The organism is Streptomyces sp. NPDC004629 (assembly GCF_042873595.1).
Lineage (GTDB): Bacteria > Actinomycetota > Actinomycetes > Streptomycetales > Streptomycetaceae > Streptomyces.
The window spans coordinates 1-24842 of the sequence record NZ_JBIALO010000045.1; the positions used below are offsets into that span (position 1 = coordinate 1).

Annotated in this window: 25 protein-coding genes and 1 rRNA gene; 17 read left to right on the forward strand and 9 right to left on the reverse strand. The window is 71.4% G+C overall.

Translation table 11 applies throughout. From position 1 onward, the window contains the following. The 9 genes from rrf to ACFYTE_RS38875 form a co-directional block, all read left to right on the forward strand. Positions 1 to 95, forward strand: a 5S ribosomal RNA gene (rrf, locus tag ACFYTE_RS38835); the annotation flags it as partial. A 60-nt stretch (positions 96 to 155) separates the two neighbouring features. After that, a complete protein-coding gene (locus ACFYTE_RS38840; protein ID WP_388721273.1) occupies positions 156 to 800 on the forward strand; it encodes an HAD family hydrolase in 645 nt (214 codons plus the stop codon). 89 nt (positions 801 to 889) lie between these two features. Then, the gene (locus tag ACFYTE_RS38845; RefSeq protein WP_388721276.1) at positions 890 to 2134 is read left to right on the forward strand and encodes an MFS transporter; all 1245 of its coding nucleotides are present in this window, start codon (positions 890 to 892) and stop codon (positions 2132 to 2134) included. Next, the gene (locus ACFYTE_RS38850; protein ID WP_388721279.1) at positions 2085 to 3257 is read left to right on the forward strand and encodes an acetoin utilization protein AcuC; all 1173 of its coding nucleotides are present in this window, start codon (positions 2085 to 2087) and stop codon (positions 3255 to 3257) included. Before ACFYTE_RS38845 ends, ACFYTE_RS38850 begins: the two co-directional genes overlap by 50 nt. A gap of 260 nt (positions 3258 to 3517) precedes the next feature. Next, positions 3518 to 4333, forward strand: a complete 816-nt coding sequence (locus tag ACFYTE_RS38855) for a phosphatase (RefSeq protein ID WP_388721282.1) — start codon at positions 3518 to 3520, stop codon at positions 4331 to 4333. A 129-nt stretch (positions 4334 to 4462) separates the two neighbouring features. Beyond that, positions 4463 to 4672 carry a helix-turn-helix domain-containing protein gene (locus ACFYTE_RS38860; RefSeq protein ID WP_067299677.1) on the forward strand — a complete coding sequence of 70 codons (210 nt, stop codon included), beginning with the start codon at positions 4463 to 4465 and terminating at the stop codon, positions 4670 to 4672. 132 nt (positions 4673 to 4804) lie between these two features. Continuing rightward, positions 4805 to 4903 carry a 30S ribosomal protein bS22 gene (locus ACFYTE_RS38865; RefSeq protein WP_003948845.1) on the forward strand — a complete coding sequence of 33 codons (99 nt, stop codon included), beginning with the start codon at positions 4805 to 4807 and terminating at the stop codon, positions 4901 to 4903. 178 nt (positions 4904 to 5081) lie between these two features. Beyond that, positions 5082 to 6143, forward strand: coding sequence for an NAD-dependent epimerase/dehydratase family protein (locus tag ACFYTE_RS38870; protein ID WP_388721286.1), 1062 nt, complete (start codon positions 5082 to 5084; stop codon positions 6141 to 6143). A 14-nt stretch (positions 6144 to 6157) separates the two neighbouring features. After that, positions 6158 to 7201: a lysophospholipid acyltransferase family protein gene (locus ACFYTE_RS38875; RefSeq protein ID WP_388721289.1), complete on the forward strand. Its 1044-nt coding sequence runs from the start codon at positions 6158 to 6160 to the stop codon at positions 7199 to 7201. A gap of 203 nt (positions 7202 to 7404) precedes the next feature. Here ACFYTE_RS38875 and ACFYTE_RS38880 read toward each other — a convergent pair whose 3' ends face one another. The 3 genes from ACFYTE_RS38880 to ACFYTE_RS38890 all read right to left on the reverse strand — a co-directional run bounded on the left by ACFYTE_RS38880 (position 7405) and on the right by ACFYTE_RS38890 (position 10959). Next, entirely contained in the window at positions 7405 to 8622 is a 1218-nt protein-coding gene (locus ACFYTE_RS38880) for a DUF5667 domain-containing protein (RefSeq protein ID WP_388721292.1), read from the reverse strand. 247 nt (positions 8623 to 8869) lie between these two features. Then, positions 8870 to 9703: an ECF subfamily RNA polymerase sigma factor, BldN family gene (locus tag ACFYTE_RS38885; protein WP_388721295.1), complete on the reverse strand. Its 834-nt coding sequence runs from the start codon at positions 9701 to 9703 to the stop codon at positions 8870 to 8872. A 308-nt stretch (positions 9704 to 10011) separates the two neighbouring features. Then, the gene (locus ACFYTE_RS38890; RefSeq protein ID WP_388721298.1) at positions 10012 to 10959 is read right to left on the reverse strand and encodes an HAD family hydrolase; all 948 of its coding nucleotides are present in this window, start codon (positions 10957 to 10959) and stop codon (positions 10012 to 10014) included. A 130-nt stretch (positions 10960 to 11089) separates the two neighbouring features. Here ACFYTE_RS38890 and ACFYTE_RS38895 point away from each other — a divergent pair, with 130 nt between their 5' ends. The 7 genes from ACFYTE_RS38895 (at position 11090) to ACFYTE_RS38925 (ending at position 18678) form a co-directional block, all read left to right on the forward strand. Next, the gene (locus tag ACFYTE_RS38895) at positions 11090 to 11371 is read left to right on the forward strand and encodes a glutaredoxin family protein (RefSeq protein WP_388721301.1); all 282 of its coding nucleotides are present in this window, start codon (positions 11090 to 11092) and stop codon (positions 11369 to 11371) included. Positions 11372 to 11707: 336 nt separating this feature from the next. Further along, on the forward strand, positions 11708 to 12469 hold the full coding sequence (locus tag ACFYTE_RS38900) for a redox-sensing transcriptional repressor Rex (protein WP_388721303.1): 762 nt from the start codon (positions 11708 to 11710) through the stop codon (positions 12467 to 12469). Continuing rightward, on the forward strand, positions 12466 to 14304 hold the full coding sequence (locus ACFYTE_RS38905; RefSeq protein ID WP_388721306.1) for a glutamyl-tRNA reductase: 1839 nt from the start codon (positions 12466 to 12468) through the stop codon (positions 14302 to 14304). Before ACFYTE_RS38900 ends, ACFYTE_RS38905 begins: the two co-directional genes overlap by 4 nt. After that, positions 14301 to 15302, forward strand: coding sequence for a hydroxymethylbilane synthase (gene hemC / locus ACFYTE_RS38910; protein WP_388721311.1), 1002 nt, complete (start codon positions 14301 to 14303; stop codon positions 15300 to 15302). The genes ACFYTE_RS38905 and hemC overlap by 4 nt, the downstream gene beginning before the upstream one ends. Then, positions 15299 to 17005 (forward strand): uroporphyrinogen-III synthase, encoded by a 1707-nt coding sequence (locus ACFYTE_RS38915; RefSeq protein WP_388721314.1) that lies wholly within the window; start codon positions 15299 to 15301, stop codon positions 17003 to 17005. Before hemC ends, ACFYTE_RS38915 begins: the two co-directional genes overlap by 4 nt. A 323-nt stretch (positions 17006 to 17328) precedes the next feature. Further along, on the forward strand, positions 17329 to 18183 hold the full coding sequence (locus ACFYTE_RS38920) for a DUF4253 domain-containing protein (protein WP_388721318.1): 855 nt from the start codon (positions 17329 to 17331) through the stop codon (positions 18181 to 18183). A gap of 306 nt (positions 18184 to 18489) precedes the next feature. Next, positions 18490 to 18678: a hypothetical protein gene (locus tag ACFYTE_RS38925; protein ID WP_388721321.1), complete on the forward strand. Its 189-nt coding sequence runs from the start codon at positions 18490 to 18492 to the stop codon at positions 18676 to 18678. A gap of 48 nt (positions 18679 to 18726) precedes the next feature. On the opposite strand, the gene ACFYTE_RS38930 is transcribed toward ACFYTE_RS38925, so the two are convergent. From ACFYTE_RS38930 to ACFYTE_RS38955, 6 genes are all read right to left on the reverse strand, one after another. Further along, complete coding sequence (locus ACFYTE_RS38930; protein ID WP_351743079.1) at positions 18727 to 19092, reverse strand: DUF805 domain-containing protein; 366 nt, start codon at positions 19090 to 19092, stop codon at positions 18727 to 18729. 318 nt (positions 19093 to 19410) lie between these two features. Further along, complete coding sequence (hemB, locus tag ACFYTE_RS38935) at positions 19411 to 20403, reverse strand: porphobilinogen synthase (RefSeq protein WP_388721324.1); 993 nt, start codon at positions 20401 to 20403, stop codon at positions 19411 to 19413. Between the two features lie 494 nt (positions 20404 to 20897). After that, entirely contained in the window at positions 20898 to 21437 is a 540-nt protein-coding gene (locus tag ACFYTE_RS38940; protein ID WP_388721327.1) for a hypothetical protein, read from the reverse strand. Positions 21438 to 21770: 333 nt separating this feature from the next. Beyond that, positions 21771 to 22046 (reverse strand): hypothetical protein, encoded by a 276-nt coding sequence (locus tag ACFYTE_RS38945; RefSeq protein WP_388721330.1) that lies wholly within the window; start codon positions 22044 to 22046, stop codon positions 21771 to 21773. Next, positions 22043 to 22276 carry a hypothetical protein gene (locus tag ACFYTE_RS38950; RefSeq protein ID WP_388721332.1) on the reverse strand — a complete coding sequence of 78 codons (234 nt, stop codon included), beginning with the start codon at positions 22274 to 22276 and terminating at the stop codon, positions 22043 to 22045. Before ACFYTE_RS38950 ends, ACFYTE_RS38945 begins: the two co-directional genes overlap by 4 nt. A 611-nt stretch (positions 22277 to 22887) precedes the next feature. Then, positions 22888 to 24090, reverse strand: a complete 1203-nt coding sequence (locus ACFYTE_RS38955; protein WP_388721335.1) for a helix-turn-helix domain-containing protein — start codon at positions 24088 to 24090, stop codon at positions 22888 to 22890. A gap of 81 nt (positions 24091 to 24171) precedes the next feature. Here ACFYTE_RS38955 and ACFYTE_RS38960 point away from each other — a divergent pair, with 81 nt between their 5' ends. After that, a complete protein-coding gene (locus tag ACFYTE_RS38960; protein WP_388721401.1) occupies positions 24172 to 24840 on the forward strand; it encodes an HAD family hydrolase in 669 nt (222 codons plus the stop codon). Positions 24841 to 24842 lie beyond the last annotated feature (2 nt).

Consider the following 24842-nt stretch of genomic DNA (forward strand, 5'->3'; position numbering starts at 1 on the left):
AAACGCCCGGTTACATTTCGAACCCGGAAGCTAAGCCTTACAGCGCCGATGGTACTGCAGGGGGGACCCTGTGGGAGAGTAGGACACCGCCGAACTAATCGTGGGAAAACCCCGCATTCTTTGAATGCGGGGTTTTCTGCGTTTAGGGTCGAGGCATGCGCTATGACCTGGTCATCTTTGACAACGACGGTGTGCTCGTGGACAGCGAGCCCATCTCCAACCGGCTGCTGGCCGCCTACCTCACCGAACTGGGTCATCCGACCTCCTACGAGGACTCCCTGCGGGACTACATGGGGGCCGCCATGCACCGCGTGCACGATCTGGTGGCGGAGCGGACCGGGCAGCGGCTGCCTGCGGACTTCGACGACGTCTTCCACGCGCGCGTGTTCGCCGCGTTCGAGCAGGATTTGAAGCCGGTGAGCGGGGTCGGCGGCGTGCTGGAGAAGCTGGCCGCGGACGGGGTGCCGTACTGCGTGGCGTCTTCCGGGAGCCATGAGCGGATCCGGGTGGGGCATCGGACGACCGGGCTCGACAGATGGTTCGAGGACTCCAGGATCTTCAGCTCGCAGGACGTGGGGCGCGGGAAGCCGGCGCCGGACCTGTTCCTGTACGCGGCCGAGCGGATGGGGGTCGCTCCGCAGCGGTGTGTCGTCGTGGAGGACAGTCCGCTGGGCGTGCGGGCGGCCGTCGCGGCCGGGATGGATGTGTACGGGTTCACCGTCATGACCCCACCGGAGAAGCTGACGGGTGCCGGGCAACTCTTCTCCGACATGCAACAGTTGGCCGACCTGCTGATATGACCCTGGGCATCCGCCCGGGGCGAAGGTGAGGAAAATTCACCTTTGGCTGGACCTACCCACGGGTATGCCGGAGCCCTACGCTCGCGGCCATGACAGATGTGCTGCGGCGCGGCAGGGCCTCGTTGGCGTTCGGTTTCTTCGCCCAGGGCGCCGCGTTCGCCCTCCTCGTCACGCGCATTCCGGCCATCCAGGACCGGTACGGCGTCTCCGACGCGCTGCTGCCCGTTTTCCTGGCCGCCGTACCGGTCCTCGCCGGGGTCGGCAGTGTGACCACCGAGCACTTGGTGAGGCGGATGCGGCCCAGCCGAGTGCTGCGCTGGTCCCAGCCCGTGGTGCTGCTGGCGCTGCTCGCCGTGGGCGCCGGTGGTGATCTGGCCTGGCTTGCGGTGGCGCTGGCGACGTTCGGGCTGGCCGTCGGTGCGCTGGACGCCTCGATGAACATGCTCGGGGTGAGCCTGCAACGGGCGTACGGGCGCAGCATCATGCTCAGCTTCCATGCGGTGTTCAGCCTGGGCGGGATCGTGGGGGCCTCGCTGGCCTGGGCGGGGGCGCACTGGCAGCTGGCGCTGTGGGTGTCGTACCTGCCGGTGGTGGCCGTGCTGCTGCCTGCGGTCCTGGTGGGCAGCCGGTGGTACCTGGACGGGAATCCGGCGCCCACGGCGGACGGGACCGGCAGGACAGGCCCGGAGGAGGGGAAGGGCGGAGCGGGGGGCGGGAGTGTCGTCTTCCGCGTGCTGCTCCCGCTGTGTCTGGTGATGACCTTCGCGTACATCGGGGACTCGACCGTGTCCAACTGGAGCGCGAAGTACCTGAAGGACGTGCTGGGGAGTTCGGAGCAACTGGCGACGGTGCCGTACAACGTGTACATGGTGACGACGCTCGTGGGCCGGTCCGTGGGGGACTTCGGGGTGCGGCGGTTCGGGGCGGCGGCGGTCGTACGGCTGGGGTCGCTGGTGGCGGCGGCCGGGTTCGCGGTGGTGTCGGCGGCGCCGGGCGCATGGGTCGGGATGCTGGGATTCACCCTGCTGGGGCTGGGTCTGTGCGTGCTGGTGCCGCAGACGTTCGCGGCGGCCGGGCGGTTGTTCCCGGGGGCTTCGGACGCGGCGATCGCCCGGCTCAACATCTTCAACTACGTGGGTTTTCTGATCGGTTCGCCGTTGGTGGGGGTACTCGGCGACGCCTGGGGCTACCGCTGGGCGATGCTTGTGCCGATGGTGTTGGTGCTGGTGACGTCGGTGTACGCCAGGTCGTTCGAGGCCCGGCCGGACCGATACGGTGGCCGGCATGAGCGGCCGCGCACAGCTGATGTGGGACGAGGCAGTAACGGGCTATGACTTCGGCCCGGGCCATCCGATGGACCCGGTCCGGCTGGAGCTGACCCGGAGACTGGTGGGCGCCCTCGGGCTCGACCGCGCCGTGCAGGTCGTCGCGGCAAAACCGGCGGGGGAGTCCACGCTGCGGCTGGTCCACCGGGAGGACTACATCGAGGCGGTGAAGGCGGCCTCGGCGGATCCCGGGTCGGCGGACGGTTCGTACGGACTGGGGACGGTGGACGATCCCGCGTTCGCCGGGATGCACGAGGTGTCCGCGCTGATCGCCGGGCAGTCGGTGGCGGCCGCGGAGGCGGTGTGGCACGGGGACGCGGCGCACGCGGTGAACTTCGCGGGCGGGCTGCACCACGCGATGCCCGGGGCCGCGTCGGGGTTCTGCATCTACAACGACGCGGCGCTGGCGATCGCGCGGCTGCTGGAGCTGGGGGCCGAGCGGATCGCGTACGTGGACGTGGACGTGCACCACGGGGACGGGGTGCAGGCGGCGTTCTGGGAGGATCCGCGGGTGCTGACGATCTCGCTGCACGAACACCCGCGGACGCTGTTCCCGCAGACCGGGTGGCCGGAGGAGACCGGGGCGGAGTCGGCGGCGGGATCCGCGGTGAACCTGGCGCTGCCGGCCGGTACCGGGGACGAGGGGTGGCTGCGGGCGTTCCACGCCGTGGTGCCGGAGCTGGTGGCCGACTTCCGGCCCGAGGTGCTGGTGACGCAGCACGGGGCCGATACGCACTTCGAGGATCCGCTGGCCCATCTGGCGGTCTCGCTGGACGCGCAGCGGGCCGTGCAGGTGGCGTGCCATGACCTGGCGCACGAGTACGCGGGCGGTCGGTGGGTGGCGCTGGGCGGAGGCGGGTACGAGGTGGTGGACGTCGTGCCGCGCTCGTGGACGCATCTGGTGGGGATCGCCGCGGGGCGTCCCGTGGCGCCGGAGACCGTGATCCCCGAGGGGTGGCGGCAGGATGTCTACGCCCGTACGCGGCAGTTGGGGCCGATGCGGATGACCGACGGGCGCTGGCCCGTGTCGTGGGCCGACTGGGAGTCGGGGTACGACCCCGCCGACCGACTGGACCAGGCCGTACGGGCGACCCGCCGGGCGGTGTTCCCGCTGCGGGGGCTGTTGGCGTAACCACAGCGCTCCGCTGGTCGGGCCGTGCTGCGTTGTTGTTCGGCTGCGGCTTCCTTGTGGCTGGCCGTGCCTGGTCGTGTGGGCGGGCGGTGCCGTGTTGTTGTTCGGCTGCGGCGCCGTTGTGGCTGGTCGCGCCCGCGCGGCGGAGCCGCATGTCGATACAGCCCCGCGCTCCTTCGGGCGCGGGGCGTTGGGCCAAGTGTGGGGTTGTTGGGGGGTTTTGGGGGTGGTGGGGGGTGTGGTCCGTCAGGATCGCTGGTGTGTTGAGCGTTGGAGCGCTTCGTGCGCATCTGTTGGCCGCCCGTCTCGCCGGGCCGGTGGCCACCTCGCGGGAGGAGAGCCTGCGTAGTTATCGGCTCTTCGCTGCTCGTGATCCCCGTGTGCTGATCGGCATCGATCCCGAACTGACCTGGGGACAGCGGGAGTTGATCGAGCTGATGGCGAGGCGATGTGGGGTTTCGGCTGATCCCCGGCACACATCCGGCCATGATGTGATTGACCCGGAGCTGACCCTCGCCGCGCTGGACGTCTTCGCGGAGCGCATCGGGGTCGCGGCCCGGCGTGGCACCCCGGTGCTGTTCGGCACCGGGCACCCGCACCGTCTGCTCGGGTTCTACGCAGCCTTGGCGGACGCCCTGTCGGCGGCGGGATGTGACGTCCTCACCCCCGCGCAGGGTCGCTGTGTCGACATAACGACCCGGTTCGGACTACGTACCCACAACCTTGATTACGTACGGGGAGTCGCGCTGGTCCGCCCGGCCGGTGCCGAACGCCCCGGTGGTGAGCCCGGCGCGCACACCCACTCCCCGCTGCCGGTTCGGACCGTGCTGGCCGCCGCGGCGGAGGCCGGCGGGCCGCTGCCCGAGCTGGTGATCGGAGACCACGGCTGGGTCTGCGGAGCAGGTCAACTGGGGTTCGAGGCGATGGGCCTTGCGGACACCGACGACCCCGCGCCGTTCGTGGGTGAGGCCGAGGGGCGAGTGTCCGTCGTCGTTCCACTTGATGACGCGGTGCGGTCTGCTTACTACCGCCCGCTTACCCGCTACGTACTCAATCGAGCGTGTCTGTCACAGTAGGCCGCCGATGGGTGCACCTCTTCCCCACTCGCATCACCCGCATCTAGTCTGGGGAGTGAGCACGCAACGACGAAGAGTCACCGGAAGGGGAAGCCGGTGGCCGTCGAGTGCGGAAGGTTCAGGTGTGTCATGGCTGCTGGCGAGAGGCCTCTGAACGAGGTCGTATTCCTTACCGTGGCGGAGGTCGCCGCGGTGATGCGCGTGTCGAAGATGACCGTGTACCGGTTGGTGCACAGCGGTCATCTGCCCGCGATCCGGGTGGGACGGTCGTTCCGTGTCCCGGAGCAAGCGGTCCACGAGTACCTCCGCGAGAGCTATGTGGGGGTCGAAACGGCTTGACGGCGGCTCCGGGTGACCGCCCGGAGCACCTCGATTACGACCTCAGCCCTCGGGCGGGTAGGCTAGCCCCTCGTAGGTCGTATGGGCCCATGGCGCCCAGCACCGAGTGATGAGAAGTGAGCGAGGGTAGTCGTGGGCTCTGTTATCAAGAAGCGGCGCAAGCGGATGGCGAAGAAGAAGCACCGCAAGCTGCTCAAGCGCACGCGCGTTCAGCGTCGTAACAAGAAGTAAGGTCGACGCAAGCCGCGAGAGCTGCGTCTGTGGCCCCCCACCGGGAGCGGTGGGGGGCCACAGGCATATTCCGACTGGGGAATTTCCGCCGCCTCCAGCATCGAGTGGTCATCACAGCGCAACGTCGACCCGCTAAGTTGACTCGAACACGGGGACATACGGAAGAAAGGCGCTGATCTTGGGGAAGGTCGTGCTCGTGACCGGCGTGGCCCGGCAGCTGGGCGGCCGTTTCGTCCGGCGGATCCAGCGTGACCCCCAGGTGGACCGGGTCGTCGCCGTGGACGCGGTGCCGCCCGAGCATCACCTCGGCGGGGCCGACTTCGTCCAGGCCGACATCCGGCAGCCCACCATCGCCCGCGTCCTCGCCGAGACCGCCGCCGACACGGTCGTGCACCTGGACGTGACGGGCATGGCGCTGGGCAGCGGCAGCCGGGCCACGGTCAAGGAGACCAACGTCATCGGCACCATGCAACTGCTCGGGGCCTGTCAGAAGTCGCCGGCCGTGCGGCGCCTGGTGGTCAAATCCAGCACCAATGTGTACGGATCGGCGTCCCGCGACCCCGCCGTGTTCACCGAGACCACCCCGCCCAAGTCGCTGCCCAGCGGGGGCTTCGCCAAGGACGCGGTGGAGGTCGAGGGGTATGTGCGCGGCTTCGCGCGGCGACGGCCCGACGTGGCCGTGTGCGTCCTGCGGTTCGCCAACATCCTGGGGCCCACCGCCGACACGCCCCTGGCCGCGTACTTCTCGCTGCCCGTTCTGCCGACCGTGTTCGGCTACGACCCGCGGCTGCAGTTCGTGCACGAGGACGACGTGATCGACGTGCTGCGGATCGCCGCGCACGAGCCGGCCCGGTCCACGCTCAACAGCGGCACCTTCAACATCGCCGGCGCCGGTGTCCTGCTGCTCTCGCAGTGCTCCAGGCGCCTCGGGCGGCCCACGGTGCCGCTGCTGCTGCCCGCGGTCACCTGGACCGGCTCATTGGTGCGTACCCTGGGCATGACGGACTTTTCACCCGAGCAGATCCGGTTGCTCACCCACGGCCGGGTCGTGTCGACGGACCAGATGCGCGAGACCCTCGGCTTCCAGCCGAAGTACACGACGGCGGAGACCTTCGCGGACTTCGCGCGCAGCCGCGGTCCCGGGCTGCTGCCGCCGGAGTCCCTGGCCGGGGCCGTCGACCGGATCGCCGCGCTGTCCCTGCGAAGCGGCGGCCACCCCCAGACGCAGAGCGCCGATTGAGGAGCGCAGCAACGATGCCGGACGCCAAGGTCATTCCGTTCGACGACGACCGGTCCCGCGGATCCGCCGTGGCCCGGTCCACGCGGCGCCGGAGCGCGGGCAGCCGGCGCTCCGGCGAGAGCGCGGTGGTGCGCGAGGTCCAGCCCCTCCCGGGACGGGTCCCGGCGCCGGATGATGTTCCCGTGACCGGAGAGGAACAGCCACCGCAGCCGCGGGACCGCGGCCTGGAGCAGCGGGTGGCGAGCGGCCTGGCCTTTCTGCGCCGGCGGCTGACCGGGGACTACGAGGTCGACGACTTCGGCTACGACGAGGAGCTGACCGACCAGGTCCTGATGTCCCTGCTGCGCCCGGTGTACGAGCAGTACTTCCGGGTCGATGTGAAGGGCATCGAGAACGTCCCGGCCGAGGGCGGCGCCCTGATCGTCGCCAACCACTCCGGGACGCTGCCGCTGGACGGGCTGATGATGCAGGTCGCCGTGCACGACCACCATCCGGCGGGCCGGCATCTGCGGCTGCTCGCGGCCGACCTGGTCTTCGCGCTGCCGGTGGTCAACGAACTCGCCCGCAAGCTGGGCCACACCCTGGCCTGCACGGAGGACGCCGAGCGGCTGCTGGGGGCGGGGGAGCTGGTCGGGGTGATGCCGGAGGGCTTCAAGGGCATCGGCAAGCCCTTCAGCGAGCGTTACAAGCTCCAGCGGTTCGGGCGGGGCGGCTTCGTCTCCACGGCGCTGCGCAAGGCCACGCCGATCGTCCCCTGCTCGATCGTCGGGGCGGAGGAGATCTACCCGATGATCGGCAATGCCAGGACCGTGGCGCGGCTGCTGGGCTTTCCGTACTTCCCGCTGACGCCGACCTTCCCGTGGCTGGGGCCGCTGGGCGCGGTCCCGTTGCCGACGAAGTGGACGATCCAGTTCGGCGAGCCGATCCCGACGGACGGCTATCCGCCGGAGGCCGCGGACGACCCGATGCTGATGTTCAATCTGACCGACCAGGTCCGCGAGCAGATCCAGCACACGCTGTACAAGCTGCTGGTGCAGCGCCGGTCGGTGTTCTTCTGAGGTCCTGCCCTCAACTGACCGGTGTCGCATGATGGTGGGCCCCTCACGGGAGGGGCCCACCATGGGGCGCTGCCGCCTCAGCAGCTCCAGTGAAGTCCGCTGCGGTTCGACAGCGCCCCGAAAGGGGCGCGGGGAACTGCGCGACCAGCCACGACGGCGCCGCAGACGACCGACGGCACAGCGCGGCATCTCCAGCGGAGCGCTTAGTTCGCGTCCTCGCTGTCGATGCCCAGGCCGGGCAGCAGGCCGGGCAGCAGGGGCGGGAGGGTGACATCCGGCTCGCTGCTGGGAGTTCTGCTGGTGGACGGGGAGGCGCTGTCGCTGCTCTCCGGCGGGTCGAGGAGTCCGCCCGTGCTGCCCCCGAGCAGGCCCTCCTCCGTGCTGCCGGTGGCCGAGTCGCTCGGGCTGCTGCTGGAGTCACCGCCGGGGGTCGAGCCGTGACCGGCGCTGGGCGTGGTCGAGTGGCGGGTGCCGGAGGAACTGTCGGGCGAGGAGCCGGGGCTCTGCTGCGCGTCCTCGCCGGTCCTGGCGGGGTTCTGCGGGAGCAGGGACTGGAGCGGGGCGACCTCTTCGTCTATGGCGTCGAAGACCGACGAGACCTGTTCGCTGACATCCCCGAGCTGGACCGGAAGCCTGTCGCGCACCGCGCCCCACACGTCGCGGTGGGAGCTGGAGAAGGTGGACAGGGCCTGGATGGGGCCGAGCGAGTCGGGGTCACGCTCGTACGCCTCGTGCAGCAGGCGGTGGCCCTCGGTGACGTCTTGCCGCATGCCCGACAGGGTGCGGCGGATCTCGCCGATCGACTCGTGGTCGAGGTGGCCGCCGCGGCCGCGCTCCAGCAGCCGCCGGGCCTCGCTCAGCCGGGTCGAGGCCTGGTCGAGGTAGGTCTGGCCGCGTTCGTCGTCCCCGTCGGTCAGGTAGTTGAGTTTGAACTCTTCGATGCCCCGCTTGAGGCCGTACAGCGAATCGCCGGGCAGGGCGTCGGAACTCGCGGCGGCGACGCCCCCGAAGGCTCCGGCGGCCACTCCGACGCTGAGTCCGCCCGCGGCCAGCCCCTTGGTCAGCCGGGTGCGCGGTCGCAACTTCCCCAGCGGGCCGGCCCGGTGCGCCCCTTCGGCCCGATGGGACCTCTGTGCGGGCACCGTAGGGTCGGTCGCTCCGGTCGCGCCGCCCTCCCGAAGCATGGCCTCCATCGCGGCCACGAGCTGGGCCCGCTGGACGACCTTGACCTCCGGGTCGAGGTGCGGCTTGGGCAGTGCGCCGAGTCCCGTGGCGAGGGCCAACAACTCGCCCTGCTCCGTCCGTTCGCCGGCCGGAGCCGGCCCCTCGGACTGCTCGGCCGCCGTGTCCCGGGCGGACTGCTCCTCCAGGGCCTGGGCGAAGGCGTTCGCCCGCCGGTGCGCCGATACGTTCGCGATCACTGGCGGCACCTCCTCTCGTCATGACGGTCGACTCCCCAGGGGGTCCTGAGGGTTGCACGCCCATGACCACTTCCACACGATCAGGTGATCAGGGTCGGCCAGAACGTGACCACAGGGAGCCTGTATCCCGCACAACGACTGGCGCGGCACTTGGGTTACGGACGACGGATGATCGGCTGGGAAAGTCAATGGGCTTTCACTGAACGTGAGTTGGACATCGCACACGGTGGCGATGTCCGGCCGGGCGTCAGCGTGCGTCGTCCGGCAGGAGCCGGGCGAGGGTGCGCACGGCCCGGTACTGGAGCGTCTTGATGGCGCCCTCGTTCTTGCCCATCACACGGGCGGTCTCCGCGACCGAGAGGCCCTGAAGGAAGCGAAGCGTCACGCACTCCTGTTGTTGGGGGTTGAGTCGTCTTACGGCGTCGAGCAGGGCCGCGTTGGACAGGGACTCCAGGACGGAGTCCTCGGGGGATCGTTCCACCTCGTTGGCGTCGAGCATCTCGCCGGTGGTGACCTCCAGCCGGAAGCGGCTGGACTTGAAGTGGTCGGCGACCAGGTTGCGGGCGATGGTGACCAGCCAGGCGCCGAAGTCGCGGCCCTGCCAGGTGAAGGTGCCGATGCGGCGAAGGGCCCGCAGAAAGGTCTCGCTTGTGAGGTCCTCGGCGGTCGCCTTGCCGCCCACCCGGTAGTAGATGTAGCGGTAAACGGTGTCGCTGTACTGGTCGTAGAGGCGGCCGAACGCCTCGGCCTCGCCGGCCTGTGCGCGCTCGACAAGGTCCATCATCCGGGCGCTGTCGCTGTCCGCGGCCGGCCGGCGGGCGGTGGCCGCGCCGGACGCGCGCCCCCGTCTGCCGGCCACCCGTCCGTCGCCCGAGCGCCGCCCCTCGACGACCGCGCTGCGCGCGGGCGCCTGCTCGATGCCGTCGGCGAGTGCGTAGCACGGGCCTACGGGTGCGGCGGTGGCGAAGGCGGGGACGGCATGCGCGGCCGGGCCGAGGCCGCGCAGCAGTTCTTGGGCCGTAGCGACCGTTGTGCGCAGCGTAGCCAGGCCCGAGGCGTCAACCCCGACGTGTGGGTACACGGGACTCCCAGAGGCAGAGCTTCCATCACGTGCAGTGCGGGACCGTTCACCCGTCGTGGCGACGGAAGGGGTACCGGTTTGCGTCTGAGGAGAATAACGCTTCGTGCAGGTGCTGCTACGCCCAGTTGCTCAAATCATCGATTACGTCGCTTCCGTAACCGATTGACGCACCATCAAGTGTCGCAGATTGACCGCTTGTTGATCAGAAAAGTGCGCGTTTCGGCGGAGTGGGGGGCGTGTTGGGGTGCGTGAGGCATCATGCGGGCGCCGGTGCCCGGCACCCGCCGACGGTGCGCCGGTGCCGGCCATTACCGACGGCGCCGGTGCAGCGCGATCGCCGCGGCCGTGCCGCCCGCCACCGCGCCCACGCCCGCCGCCGCGGGGATGCCGACCTTCGCCGCCTTGCGGCCCGTGCGGTAGTCGCGCAGCCGCCAGTCCTTCTCGCGAGCGTGCTTGCGCAGCTTGGTGTCCGGGTTGATCGCGTAGGGGTGGCCGACCAGCGACAGCATCGGGATGTCGTTGTGCGAGTCGCTGTAGGCGGCGCACCGGGCGAGGTCCAGGCCCTCCGCCGCCGCCAGCGCGCGGACCGCCTCGGCCTTGGCCGGGCCGTGCAGCGGCTCGCCGACCAGCTTGCCGGTGTAGATCCCGTCGACGGACTCGGCGACCGTACCGAGCGCACCGGTCAGGCCGAGCCGGCGGGCGATGACCGTGGCGATCTCCACCGGGGCGGCCGTGACCAGCCACACCTTCTGGCCCGCGTCCAGGTGGGCCTGGGCCAGCGCCCGGGTGCCCGGCCAGATGCGTTCGGCCATGTACTCGTCGTAGATCTCCTCGCCGATCGACTGGAGCTCGGCGACGCGGTGGCCCTTGACGATGGACAGCGCGGAGTCGCGGGCGTCCTGCATGTGCTCGGGGTCCTCGACGCCGGCCAGCCGGAACCACGCCTGCTGCCAGGCGAACTTGGCGAGGTCGCGGGTCTCGAAGAACTTCCGCTTGTACAGGCCCCGGCCGAAGTGGAACAGCGCGGCGCCCTGCATCACGGTGTTGTCCAGGTCGAAGAAGGCCGCGGCCCGGTCGTCGCCGAGCACCGGGAACTCGGGTTCCCGCGCGGCGGCGTCCGTGGTGTCCTGGACGTCGTGGACGTCCTGGGTGTCCTGCGAGGACTTGCGCGCTGCCTCCGCCGAGGCCTCGCCTGCCAACACGCTCCGCGCCGTGGCGGAGCGCCTACGGGGAGTGAGCCATCCGAGAGCGGCCATGGACGTGAGCATAGCCAGTTTGTTCGGTGCTTCCGGAGTCGTGAGGTTTGGACGGTGTGAACTCTCCTCGACCGAGCCGTTAAAGAACCGAGGCGACAACTGGTCCCGAAGTGACCGGGAGCGCGCGAGAATGGCCGGTATGAGTCCCCTCTTCCGAAGGAAGCCGGCCCCCGAGGACCGGCGCGTCACCCTGATCCGCAAGCCCGGGTGTCATCTGTGCGATGACGCGCAAGCCGTGGTCGAGCGGGTGTGCGGCGAACTCGGAGTGTCCTGGGAGCAGCAGGACATCACCGAGGACGCGCGCCTGCACGAGCAGTACTGGGAGCAGATCCCGGTGGTGCTCGTCGACGGGGCACAGCACACCTTCTGGCGGGTGAACGAGGACCGGCTGCGAAAAGAACTGACCGGCTAGTCCGACTGTCCGGGAAGCGGCCGCGAAGCGGCCGGGAATCAGCTGGGAAGCGGCCGGGAAAGTGGCCGGGAAAGTCGCCTAGGATCGAGCACGTTTGGTCTCGGGGGCGGGATTCATTGAGGAGAGTGTTCGGTTTTGCCCCCATCGGCAGAGCAGCATCGCCGCAGGTGCGCCGGTTCCATACGGTCGCGCCCTGGGCGCGTGACCCCGGTCACGTTGGCCGGACAAATCGGACACCATCTTTGTGCACGCGTTCACAAAGACATAGCCTGCTGTGGACGGGGCGGTCCGGGGACGTATGACCGCCCGCAGCCCCGCTCTACCCGCAGGAGCACCGTGGCAACTGGCCGAACTCACCGACCGGCGACCCGTAGCCGAGGAATCCCCGAGGCCACCGTCGCCAGGCTTCCGCTGTACCTCCGCGCCCTGACGGCGCTGTCCGAGCGTTCGGTACCCACGGTCTCCTCCGAGGAGCTGGCCGCCGCCGCGGGGGTCAACTCCGCGAAGCTGCGCAAGGACTTCTCCTACCTCGGCTCCTACGGGACCCGGGGCGTGGGCTACGACGTCGAGTATCTCGTCTACCAGATCTCCCGCGAACTGGGCCTGACCCAGGACTGGCCGGTTGTGATCGTCGGCATCGGTAATCTGGGCGCTGCGCTGGCCAATTACGGCGGTTTCGCTTCGCGTGGCTTCCGGGTCGCCGCGCTCATCGACGCGGACCCGGCGATGGCGGGCAAGCCCGTCGCGGGCATCCCCGTCCAGCACACCGACGACCTTGAGCAGATCATCGAGGACAACGGCGTGTCGATCGGCGTGATCGCCACCCCGGCGGGCGCTGCCCAGCAGGTCTGCGACCGCCTGGTCGCCGCCGGTGTCACCTCCATCCTGAACTTCGCGCCGACTGTGCTGTCCGTCCCGGACGGCGTCGACGTGCGCAAGGTCGACCTCTCCATCGAGCTGCAGATCCTCGCCTTCCACGAGCAGCGCAAGGCCGGCGAGGAGGCCACGCCCAACGGTGCGGGACCGGTCGTGGCCACCCGCAAGGAGTCCACCGACCAGGGGCCCGACGGGGACGTACCCGCCGTGATGCCGGCATGAGTCTCCTCGTCGTCGGGCTGAGCCACCGTAGCTCCCCGGTGAGCGTCCTGGAACGGGCCGCGCTCACCGGGGACGCCCAGGTCAAACTGTTGCAGGACACGGTCGCCACCGAACCGGCCGCCGAGGCCGCCGTGCTGGCCACCTGCAACCGCATCGAGCTGTACGCGGACGTGGACAAGTTCCACGCCGGCGTCGCCGAGCTGTCCACGCTGCTCGCCCAGCACAGCGGGGTGGGCCTGGACGAGCTGACCCCCCACCTCTACGTGCACTACGAGGACCGGGCCGTGCACCACCTCTTCTCGGTGGCCTGCGGACTGGACTCGATGGTCGTCGGCGAGGGCCAGATCCTCGGCCAGATCAAGGACTCCCTGGCCAGGGCGCAGGAGCTGCACACCGCCGGACGCCTGCTGAACGATCTGTTCCAGCAGGCGCTCAGGGTCGGCAAGCGCGCGCACTCCGAGACCGGCATCGACCGCGCCGGGCAGTCCCTGGTCAGCTTCGGCCTGGAGCAGCTGGCCGCGGGCACGGCGGTGCAGTCCTGGGCGCGCGGCAAGAAGGCACTGGTCATCGGAGCCGGCTCGATGTCCTCGCTGGCCGCGGCCACGCTCGCGCGGGCCGGTGTCGCCGAGGTCGTCGTCGCCAACCGGACCGTCGAGCGTGCCGAGCGGCTCGCGCAGATCCTCGCGGCGGCCGGCGACACGGACGTGGTGGCCCGCGCGGTACCGATGGAAGCGGTGCCGGCCGAGCTGACACGTGCCGATGTCGCCGTCTCCTGCACCGGCGCGACCGGGCTCGTCCTGACGGCGGAGACGATCGCCGCGGGCGTCGAGGGCCGTACGGGCGCGACCGCCTCCGACGCCGACGGCCGTACGGCCGCTGCGGCCACCCGGGCCGGCGCCGGGGGTCGTACGGTCGCCGGAGCCGCCGGGTCCGCCGAAGCCGCTCCGGCCGGGCCGTACGACGGTGCTCAGGACCGTGGCCCCGGCGCGCGCGACACGGCGGCCTTGTCCGGGTCGGTCGGGTCGGCCGGTGACGATCGTGAGGAGAACTGCCCGCTCGACCTGTCGGCCGTGCAGGGCACCGCCGCCTTCTCCGTGCTGGGCGAGGCGGCCGTGGCCGGTATGGCGGCCGCCGAGCTGGAGCAGCACGCGGTCTGGGTCGACAAGGGCGACGCGACCGGCCGCGCGCAGCGCAGGCCGGGCAGCGAGAGCGACCCGGCCGACGACGCCGACGCCATCGCCGCGCTGGCCGCCACCGTCGCGGTGGCCGGGCGCGTCCCCGAGCGCCGCAGGCCCGAACCGGTCGCCGAGGTGCCGCGTCCGGCGCCCGCCCTCTACCTCCTCGACCTCGCCATGCCCCGCGACATCGACGCGGCCGTGCACCGGCTGGCCGGGGCGCGGCTGGTGGACATCGAGTCGCTGGCCGACGCGTCCGCGGACGCCCCGATGGCGGCAGACGCCGACCAGGTCCGGCGTATCGTCTCCGACGAGGTCGCGGCCTTCGGGGCGGCGCAGCGCGCGGCGCACATCACGCCGACCGTGGTCGCCCTGCGCACCATGGCCGCCGACGTCGTCGCGGGGGAGATCGCCCGGCTCCACGGACGGCTCCCCGACCTTGACGAACGCCAGCGCGGTGAGATCAGGCAGGCCGTGCACCGGGTGGTCGACAAGCTGCTGCACGCGCCGACCGTACGGGTCAAGCAGCTCGCGGCCGAGCCCGGCGGCGCCGGGTACGCGGACGCGCTGCGGACCCTTTTCGACCTCGACCCCGAGACGGTGGCCTCCGTCTCCCGGGCCGAGGAAAGCACAGACAAGAAGAACCGAGGGCCAGCATGAGCAAGACAGCGGCGCTGCGGCTCGGGACCAGGCGGAGCAAGCTCGCCATGGCCCAGTCCGGGCAGGTGGCGGACGCCCTGAGCCGGGTGACCGGACGGCCCGTGGAACTGGTCGAGATCACCACGTACGGCGACACCTCCCGGGAGCACCTGGCGCAGATCGGCGGCACGGGCGTGTTCGTGGCCGCGTTGCGCGAGGCACTGCACCGGGGCGAGGTGGACCTCGCCGTGCACTCGCTCAAGGACCTGCCGACCACGCAACCCGAGGAGCTGGCGCTGGCCGCCGTGCCCGGACGCGAGGACCCGCGCGATGTGATGGTCGCCCGGGACGGGCTGAAGCTCACCGACCTGCCCCGCGGGGCGCGCATCGGCACCGGCTCGCCGCGCCGCATGGCCCAGCTGAACGCGTATGCGCGCGGCCACGGGCTGGGCATCGAGACGATACCGATACGCGGCAACGTCGACACCCGCATCGGATACGTCCGCAGCGGCGAGCTGGACGCCGTGGTGCTGGCCGCCGCAGGCCTGAGCCGCCTCGGCCGTATCGACGAGGTGACCGACTTCCTGTCGGTCGACACGATTTTGCCCGCCCCCGGCCAGGGGGCCCTGGCGATCGAGTGCGCCGCGGACAACGCGGAACTGATCGCCCTGCTCGGCGAACTCGACGACCCGTGCACGCGGGTCGCCGTCACCGCCGAGCGTTCACTGCTCGCCGCCCTGGAGGCCGGCTGCAGCGCCCCTGTTGGCGCACTGGCCGACCACCTTCCCCCACTCTTGGCTCCGCTTGAGCGGGGGGACCCCCATGCCGACGGGCAGATTGTCAAGGAAATGCGCCTGCGGGGGGTCGTCGGCACGACCGACGGCGCCCGCACGGTGCAGTTGTCCACCACCGGTCCCGTGCCCGAGACGGACGACCAGGCAGTGACGCTCGGTCGCGAACTCGCCACCGAGATGCTCGCCCAGGGCGCGGCCGGTCTGATGGGGGAGCGAGCACATTGAGCCCCACCACCCTTCCCACCGGCCTTGAACTCGGTCACGTCACCTTCCTGGGTGCCGGACCCGGGGATCCGGGACTGCTGACGCTGCGCGCCGTGGAGGCGCTGGCGAACGCGGACGTCCTCGTCGTCGAGCACGACGTGCTGGACGTGGTCCGTGCCCACGCCAGGCAGGGCGTCTCCGTCCTGCGTGTCGACGCGGATCCTTCCACTGATACGCAGCCGGGCCCGGGCACGTCTCAACGCGCGGTTGTTGACGCTGCGTCAACAACCGCTGCGGTCCCGCCGACGCGGGATGCCGCACATCTTGTCATGGAGGCCGCGCGGGGCGGCAGGCGGGTCGTCCGTGCGGTGTCCGGGGACCCCGGGCTCGACACGTACGCCGCCGAGGAGATGCTGGCGTGCGCCGCGGCCGGGGTGCCCTTCGAGGTGGTCCCCGGCATCGCGGCTGCGGTCGGCGTGCCCGCGTACGCGGGTGTTCCGCTGCGGGACGCGCAGGGCGCCGACGTCCGGTTCGTGGACGCCCGTACCGCCTCCGACCGGTGCTGGACCGAGGTGGGCGCGTCGGACGGCACGGTCGTCGTGTCGGTCTCGCTGGACTCGGTGGCCGCCGCGGCCGGTGAGCTGGTGGCCGCGGGCCGCAAGCCGGACACCCCGATGACGGTGACCGTCGCCGGCACGACGACCCGGCAGCGCACCTGGACCGCCACCCTCGGGACCATCGCGCAGACCCTGAAGCAGGCGAAGGTGCTGCCGTCCCCGGACGGCGGGCGGCCGGTGATAGCCGTGGTCGGTGAGCGTTTTGCCGCCGCCCAGCGCGACCAGCTGTCGTGGTTCGAGTCCAAGCCGCTGTTCGGCTGGCGGGTCCTCGTGCCGCGTACGAAGGAGCAGGCGGCGTCGCTCTCCGACCAGCTGCGGTCCTACGGGGCCGTGCCGCACGAGGTGCCGACGATCGCCGTCGAGCCGCCGCGGACACCGCAGCAGATGGAGCGGGCCGTGAAGGGCCTGGTGACCGGGCGGTACGAGTGGATCGCCTTCACCTCCGTCAACGCCGTGAAGGCGGTGCGCGAGAAGTTCGAGGAGTACGGCCTCGACGCGCGGGCCTTCGCGGGGATCAAGGTCGCCGCGGTGGGGGAGCAGACGGCGAAGGCGCTGATCGCCTTCGGTGTGAAGCCGGACCTGGTGCCGAGCGGGGAGCAGTCGGCCGCGGGGCTCCTGGAGGACTGGCCGCCGTACGACCCGGTCTTCGACCCGATCGACCGTGTCTTTCTGCCGCGGGCCGACATCGCCACCGAGACCCTGGTCGCCGGGCTGATCGAGCTGGGCTGGGAGGTCGATGACGTCACCGCCTACCGGACCGTGCGGGCCTCGCCGCCGCCGGCGGAGACCCGGGAGGCGATCAAGGGCGGTGGCTTCGACGCCGTGCTGTTCACGTCGTCCTCGACCGTGCGGAACCTGGTGGGCATCGCGGGCAAGCCGCACAACGTGACCGTGATCGCGTGTATCGGTCCCGCCACGGCGAAGACCGCGGAGGAGCACGGCCTGCGGGTGGACGTGATGGCTCCGGAGCCGTCCGTGCACCGGCTGGCGGAGGCGCTGGCGGACTTCGGCGCGCGGCGGCGGGCCGCCGCGCTGGAGGCCGGGGACCCGGTGACGCGGCCCAGCGAGCGGCGACCGGGGGCACGCAGACGGCGCAACTCCGGCTGACGGCTCGCCCCCGGCACGGTTCGTCGTACCGCAGCGGAATGACTCCGATGCGGTACGGCGAACCGTTTCTGCGTAGCGGGGGTGACCGGGGCCGGGGCGCCTCCGTGCCGTTTGCCCGTAACCCGGCGCGGCGCGCGGCTCGCCCGGCTGCTCACAGCGAAGCAACCGCCCGGCGGGGGGCTGCCGTTGGACCCAGCCCGGCTGGTCGCGGCCGAACGCGCCGCGAACGCCGTACGGCACGCACGGTTGCGACGACCACCAGAACTCAAGACCTTCCGGCGAGCGCCGTTCGTGTTGTCACTGCCTCCCCTTAAAGTCGCGGGATGGCGACTCTTCCCAATCCGCTGCCCAAGCTGGCGGCCGACCCGAGCGGGCGTTCCCTGGGGCTCCGGCTCCCGCCCGGGAGACTGATCGACGCGACGGACGACGGGCCCTGGCGGGAGCCTCTGCTGTGGCATGCCGACAAGTCGGCCTCGCCCGGCAGTTGGGCGGCGCTGGGCACACCGGCCAGCCGGGTGGGCCTGCTGCCCGTACTCGTCGATCTGGGCGGCCCCCAAGGCGGCCCGGAGCGGTGGCAGTTGTCCCCGGCGGACACCTCGTACCCGGGGGACCACGACGCCGAGGACGTGCTCGCGGAATGCTGGGAAGCCATGGGCGACGACGGCGAGGAGGACGGGTTCGATCCCGAACTGGCCCGGCTCCTCGCGCCGTTCGGGGCGGACTGGCCCGGACTGGCTTCCGCCGGGTCGCTCACCGTCGAGCCCGGGGTCTGCGCCGCCCGGGTCGCCGATCTGCTGAGCGGCGCCGACGCGGGCGACCGCTCGCACGCCGGGTTCAAGGACCCGCATCTGGCGCTCGTCCCGGCCCGCCGCTCCGCCGACATCCCCGCCGCCATCGGCTGGACCGGCCCGGTCAACCACGAGAACGATGTCGCCCGGCTCTGCGCGGTGCTGCGCTCGTGGGAGGACCGCTTCGGGATACGGGTGGTCGCCCTCGGCTTCGACACACTGGTCGTCTCCGTGGCCGCACCGCCCGCCGCCCGGGCCGAGGCAGAGGCGCTGGCGGCCGAGCACTTCGCGTTCTGTCCGGACAACCTCACCCAGAACGGCCGAGACAACCTGGCCGACTACGCCGAAACCCTGATATCCGAACGCACCTGGTCCTTCTGGTGGGACTGACCCACCACCCCGGCCCGCCCCCTCCATACCGACCCGGCCCGCAGGCCGCTCCAGGCCAGTCCGGCGGGTGAAGACCGGGTCAAGGATGTCAAGCAGGCGGTGTGCCTCAGGTGGGTGGGGGTGTCGGGTCCTGGGTCCGGTGGGTCTTCCCGTGTCCCGTCCCTCGGTCCGGGACGGGCCGGTCCGGGCAGCTCAGGGCGCGGACCCGTCCCGCGGCGTCCCCACTTCGCCCCCGGCCATGGCGCCGCCGCCACCGCACGCCGCACGCTGGGCCCGCGCCCTTCGCCCCCACCGCCGGGAGGACCCATGCCCGCACACGGCGCCCGCGCGGCGCTCGTCGCCCTGGCCGCCCTCGTCGCCCTGACCCTGAGCGGATGTCACGACGGAACGGGGCTCCGCGACGAGGGGCCGTCGGACCGTACCCCCGCCACCGCGCGGCAGGCGCCGGCGGCCGGTCATCTCGCGGACGCGGACAGCCGGAAGGCCGCCCGGTGAGCGGACCGGACGGCCTTCGGCGGGTCGGGCGCGTGCGCGCCACGGGCGTCAGCTGTGCGCCGGGGCGTACCCGCCGCCCTTCGGGTCCGCGCCGTACTCGTTCTGACCGCGCGTGCCCTCGCTGACCGTGAAGACCAGCAGCACGATGAAGCCCACCACCGGGATGATCCCGATGAGCAGCCACCAGCCGCTGCGGCCCGTGTCGTGCAGCCGGCGGACCGAGACACCGAGGCCGGGCAGCAGGACCGCCAAGGTGTAGATGAGGGACGGGATCTGGGTGCCCAGGATGACGTCCACGATGGCGAGCACGATGGCGATGATCACATTGAACAGCGCGAACATCCAGTACTCCTGGCGGCGTGCCCGCCCCTCGAAGACCGCGTACTTCTTGAGCACCTCGATGTACCAGTTCATAACGTCCCCCAGGGATTGACGTCCGGGGCCCACCGGAACGGATCAGGCCAGACGCAGAGGATATGGACGTTGGCAGGAACCTGTCGCGCCGGTCGCCGACCTGGGACGCCTCGCCCACGGACGACGAACACCCGTGGATCTACGCCGATTTCAGGACAGACTCACCCTTGATCACCCCGGATTCCCCGGCCGGCCCCCGGGCGTTTCGGCCACCGAGTTCGTTTCGTGGCCGAATCGCAGGCACACCGAGACCGCCCCGCCGCCGGTTCGGTACCGGACCGACCTCGAACCGTGTCCGACCGGCCACGGAGGGGATGGTCAGCGCAGCCGCCGGGCCGCCTCGACGGCCCAGTAGGTGAGGATGGTGCGCGCCCCGGCCCGCTTGATACCGGTCAGCGTCTCGATGATCGCCTGGTCCCGGTCGACCCAGCCCTTCTCCGCGGCGGCCTCGATCATCGAGTACTCGCCGGAGATCTGGTAGGCGGCGACGGGCACGTCCACGGCGTCGGCGACCCGGGCCAGGATGTCGAGGTAGGGCCCGGCCGGCTTCACCATCACCATGTCGGCCCCCTCCTCCAGGTCCAGCGCCAACTCCCTGAGCGATTCACGCCAGTTGGCGGGGTCCTGCTGGTATGTCTTGCGGTCGCCCTTGAGCGAGGAGGCGACGGCCTCACGGAAGGGCCCGTAGAAGGCGGACGAGTACTTGGCGGTGTAGGCGAGGACCGCCACGTCCTCCCGTCCGATCTGGTCCAGGGCGTCCCGGACGACCCCGATCTGCCCGTCCATCATCCCGCTGGGCCCGACCACATGGGCACCGGCGTCGGCCTGCACCTGGGCCATCTCGGCGTACCGCTCCAGGGTGGCGTCGTTGTCGACACGCCCCTGCGCGTCGAGCACACCGCAGTGCCCGTGGTCGGTGGTCTCGTCCAGGCACAGGTCGGACATGACGAGCAGGTCGTCGCCGACCTCGGCCCGCACCTCACGGATCGCGACCTGGAGGATCCCGTCCGGGTCGGTCCCCGGGGTTCCGACGGCGTCCTTCTTGGCCTCCTCGGGCACCCCGAACAGCATGATCCCGGAGATCCCCGCCTCGATCGCCTCCGCGGCGGCCTTCTTCAGGCTGTCCCGGGTGTGCTGGACGACACCCGGCATGGTGGCGATCGGCACGGGCTCGCTCACACCCTCCCGCACGAACGCGGGCAGGATGAAGTCCGCCGGGTGCAGCCGGGTCTCGGCGACCATGCGGCGCATGGTGGGGGTGGTGCGCAGCCGACGGGGACGCGTACTGGGGAAGGATCCGTACTTCGTCATGACGTCTACGCTACGCCCGCCCCGACACCCGTTTTACCGACGACCGGTCGGCCTGCGGGGCACCCCGGCACGGCGCCCCCGCCTCCCGGGCCGCTCGGATCCACGGCCGCCGGCAGGTCGGATCCGCACGCCCGACACCGGCCACGCTACGACCCCCGGAAGGCCCGTTCACAGACACCGCGGGTATGGAACGGACACGGGCGGCCTTGAGGCTTCCGCCTGTGTCCCCGCAGGCGGCTGGTCGTCGCCCGGCCAAGGCCCGTCGGCCCGGCCAGGGACCCCCACCGGGCAGGCGGCCGTCGGTCATCGCCGGCGTCGGCGACCTCCCCGCGCGGGGTGGCGCCCACGGTGCCGGACAGCCTGAACCGGAGGTCGTGGCCCCCCAGCATCGGAAAGGGCGAGGGACTTCGAGGTCCGGGACCAGGTGGGACAGTTGCGGGTCCTGCGGCATGGGGAGCCGGTCACTTCGCCGCGACCGGCCCGAGACGGGTGCCTCAGGCGACCGCCGTCAGTGCTGCGATCCGGGTGAACTCCTTCTCCAGGCGGTCGCGGCCGAGGGCCGCGAATTCCTGGTCGAGGTCTGCCGGTGTGACCTCGCGCAGTTCCACCATCGTGCGGGCGGCCCGGACCCAAGGCGCCCACTGCGAGCCGTATTTCACCTGTTCCATGTGCGCCCCCGGGATGGGCTGGAGTGTCTGTGGGTGGTGGAGGGGACCGACGACACCCCACGCGGGCACACGCCTCGCCCACGCCGCCACGAACCGCCCACCGCGCAGGGCATGGCAGAGCTGGATGGAGATCCCGGCGCACGGTACGCACACCGGCGGGCTCGTCGTACGCTCCCCTTCCCGGACCGCACCGCAGGAGTCCCGCAGGAGAAACAGATGCGGGCCGTGCGGGTCCGTCGGCATGCGGGAGCAGACCTGGCACATCATGTTCAGCATGGCCCGGCGCTGCCGGTAGGGGTGGACGTTCCGCAGCTGCGGGCTGCCCCGCCGCTGCTTCGACCGCAGGGCGTACCGGACCCAGAGCACACCGAAACTGTCCCGGTCGTACGGCGTCTCATCCGCGTACGCGATCCCCGGGAAGCCGGGGCGGCGGGTGATCGGACACGACAGGAGCCTTTCCTCACTCCATCCGGCGATGTACGGAACAACACCTAGCGGGGCCGGAGGCAACACGATCGAGAACCTTCCTTTGAGGAGACGAGAGTGGCGGTCCGGCACACCGCAGGGCATCACGGGGCCGGGTGTGCCGGGCCGGGCCCGCCGGTCCTCCGCGGGGGAGAGCCGGGAGCGGGAAGCCGGCGGGTGCCTGGGGGCTCCGGTCACTCCCTGGGGCGCGGGCGACCGGAGCCGGTCATGGGGTCAGCGGCCGATTCCGGCCACGAGGGCACCTATGAGGGCGGCCAGGGCCAGCGCGTAGAAGAACTGGCCCTTCGGACTGTCCGGCCTCATGGGCATCGCCGCCTCCCTTCCCCGGGACGCCTTGACCGAAGCGACGTACGGCTCCGGCAGTGCGTCGCCCGGTGTGACTTCGGCGCAGAGCGGCGCGCCCGTCTCCGGATGGCGCGGTGGGACAAGCAGCAGCCCAAGGCACGGCCGTCCGACTGCTGCGCTGCGCTCGGCCGTGTCGGTCTTCACGGGGTTCCTCCTCGGCGGTTCGTGGGGCTGCGGGAGATGAGGCCGGCACAGTCGGGGCAGGCGTAGACCTCGATGTCGAGGACGTGCACGCCGTCCCGGCCGCGAGCGATGCCCGCGGACACGGCGCCGACCACGTCGAGCAGGCTCTTGGCGCACCAGCAGCAGGCCCACCCCGAGTACTGGGCGTAGGTCAGCGATGCGGCGGGCGGCGGCTCGGGCGGTGGGGTCATGGCCGGTCGGCGAGCGGGACCAAGCGGCGCGCCTTGCGGCACGGGCCGCACGCATACAGGCCACGCGTGGCCGAGCTAGACCCTGCGTCGTCTATCAGGATCAGCCGGATGTCGGCGGTGAAGCGGCGGCACCACGAGCACAGGCCCCGCCTGCTGGCAGTCGCCCGCGCGGTCATCCTTGGCCCCGGTCGGCGAGGCTGAGCAGTTCCCTGCGGGTCGAGCAGGCGCGGGGGCTTTGACAGGTGGAGCAGGTGCGGGCGTGAAGGTCGGCGACGTGTCGGGCTTCGGCGCGCACGCACGGCGGGCAGCCCCGCGGGTACCAGGAGGCGGCGCTCTCCGTGCCGGGGCGCCGCCGCGGACCGAGACTCATCACGGCGCCTGCCGTCAGGCCTGTTCTGCACCAGACGCACGCCCGGCCGCAGACCTGGTCCTCGGTCAGGTTGCGGATCGGCGGGAGCGGTAACAGCTGGACTGCTTCCACGGGCGCCAGGGTTGTCGCGTGCGGCATGGTCACGCCTCCACGGTCGCGGTGATCCGTCTCACACCGTGACCGTAGGCAGGCCCCAGCAGTCTCACCCGAACTGGCAGTTCGGGTGAACCACAAGCTCGGCCTAGACCAGACCGATTCGCTCTGCCAACTGCTCAGCCTGCCGCGCGTGCATCGCCCTGGCCCGCCGGATCACCGTCAGTACCAACTGCCGCGCCAACTGTGTCCGCGCCAGATCCTCCGGAGCGATGGCCTCCAGGCCGAGCAGAGCGAGCAGCACGGCCGCATCGTCCCGGCGCTGGCTGTGACACGCCGCGATCTCCAGCCCGAACGTGAACTCCCGCTCCAGAGACGGCAGCGGACTCGTGTCGATGGCGTCCGCCGTGTGCAGCGCCTCACCGGTCTCGCCGGCCTCCATCTCGATCGACAGCGCATGGAGTGCCACGTTGGTCGGCCCGAACACCGTCCAACTGACGTTGCTGCCGTCGGGTACCGCGCGGGCCGCGGGCGCCGCCTGTTCCCGAAGCCGCTTGCGGGCCTCCCACCAACGGCGCCGACGGGCCGCCCCCACCACCGCGACGAGTTGGAGAGCGCCGCTCATTGCGGTCCGCTGCACCTCTGGGAGCCGGGCCGCCGCCACCTGCTCGACCGCCCGCAACGCCAGCTCCTCCGCCTCCCCGGGCTGGCCGGCGGCGAGCAGCACATGCCCGAGGTTCCACTGTGCGGCGGCGATACGGAGCGGGTCGTCGGCATCCTCGGCCGCGCGCATCGCCCGGTCCGCGGTGAGCGTTGCGAGGTCGACACGGCCGGTGCGCCGCAGGTACGAACGGAGCAGGCAGTACAGGTCGGCCGCAGCCCGGAGGACAGCCCGCCGTTCGTCGATGTCGGCCCCGGTGCGGGCGGTGCGCACGGCGTGCTCGGTGTCAGCGACGAGATCAGGCAGCACGGCGGCTGCCTGGGTGAAGCGGTCGCCCGCCGTCTGCCAGCTCTGCCACGCCGCCTCCACCCGGTCTCGCAGCACGGCCGCCGGTACCGGTTCGGCGCTGCGCGCGGGCCCGTACCCGAGCAGGGCCCGGCCCACCGCGGCCTCCGCCGTGTCCACCGCGGTCTCCTCAGCGGGGGCCTGCTCGGAGAGGAGGGCGGCGGCGGGCACGCCCAGTTCCTGGGCGAGCGCGTACAGGATCGGCAACGACGGGACCTTGAGGCCCCGTTCGATCTGCGACAGGTAGTCGGGCGAGATGCCGACCAGTCCGGCGACCGCGTCCTGTCGGCGTCCACCGCGGTAGTGCCTGATCCGGTCCCCGATGGGAAGGTCTGCTGCCACCATGCGCCCACTCCTTGCTCTGTGTTCTGAGCGTAGGCTGCCCCGCTACACGGTGAGGTGCAGTTCGTGGAGAGAGGAACGCTGGTGCCGGAGCTGGTTCTGTGGGACATCGACCACACGCTGATGGCGACGCGGGGCCTCGGACGTGAGCTGTGGGCCGAGGCGTTTCACCAGGTGACCGGCGTGCGGATGCGTGAGCAGGCGGACGTCACCGGGTCCACGGAACGGGTGATCCTGCGCGAGACGGCGCGGCTGCACGATGTGCCCTACACCGACGGCCTGTTCACGGCGTTCGCCGAAGCGCTCGGGGCCGTGCACCTTCGTCGTGTCGCCGAGCTGCGCGAGCGCGGTCACGCTCTCCCCGGGGCCGCCGCCGTCCTGTCGGCCGTTGCGGAGCAGGGCGTGCGCCAGTCCGTGGTGACGGGCAACGTGCGTGGGGCCGCAGAGGTGAAGCTGGTGGTGTTCGGTCTCGACAGCTACCTGAGCCTGGACGGTGGCGCGTACGGCGAGGACGGTGAAGGACGGCCCGAGCTACTGCGTGCAGCACTGAAGCGCGCGGCCGTCGCTCCGGGAGCCGCCGTGTTCCTGGGAGACACGCGCGCCGACGTGGTGGCGGGGCAGGAGGCCGGGGTGCGGGTGGTGGCTGTTGCGACCGGCCGCGCCTCGGCGAGCGACCTGCGCAACGCTGGTGCTGATGTCGTGCTGGACGACCTGTCGGATGTCCGGCGGGTCGTTGCTGCCATCGGGGCATGACG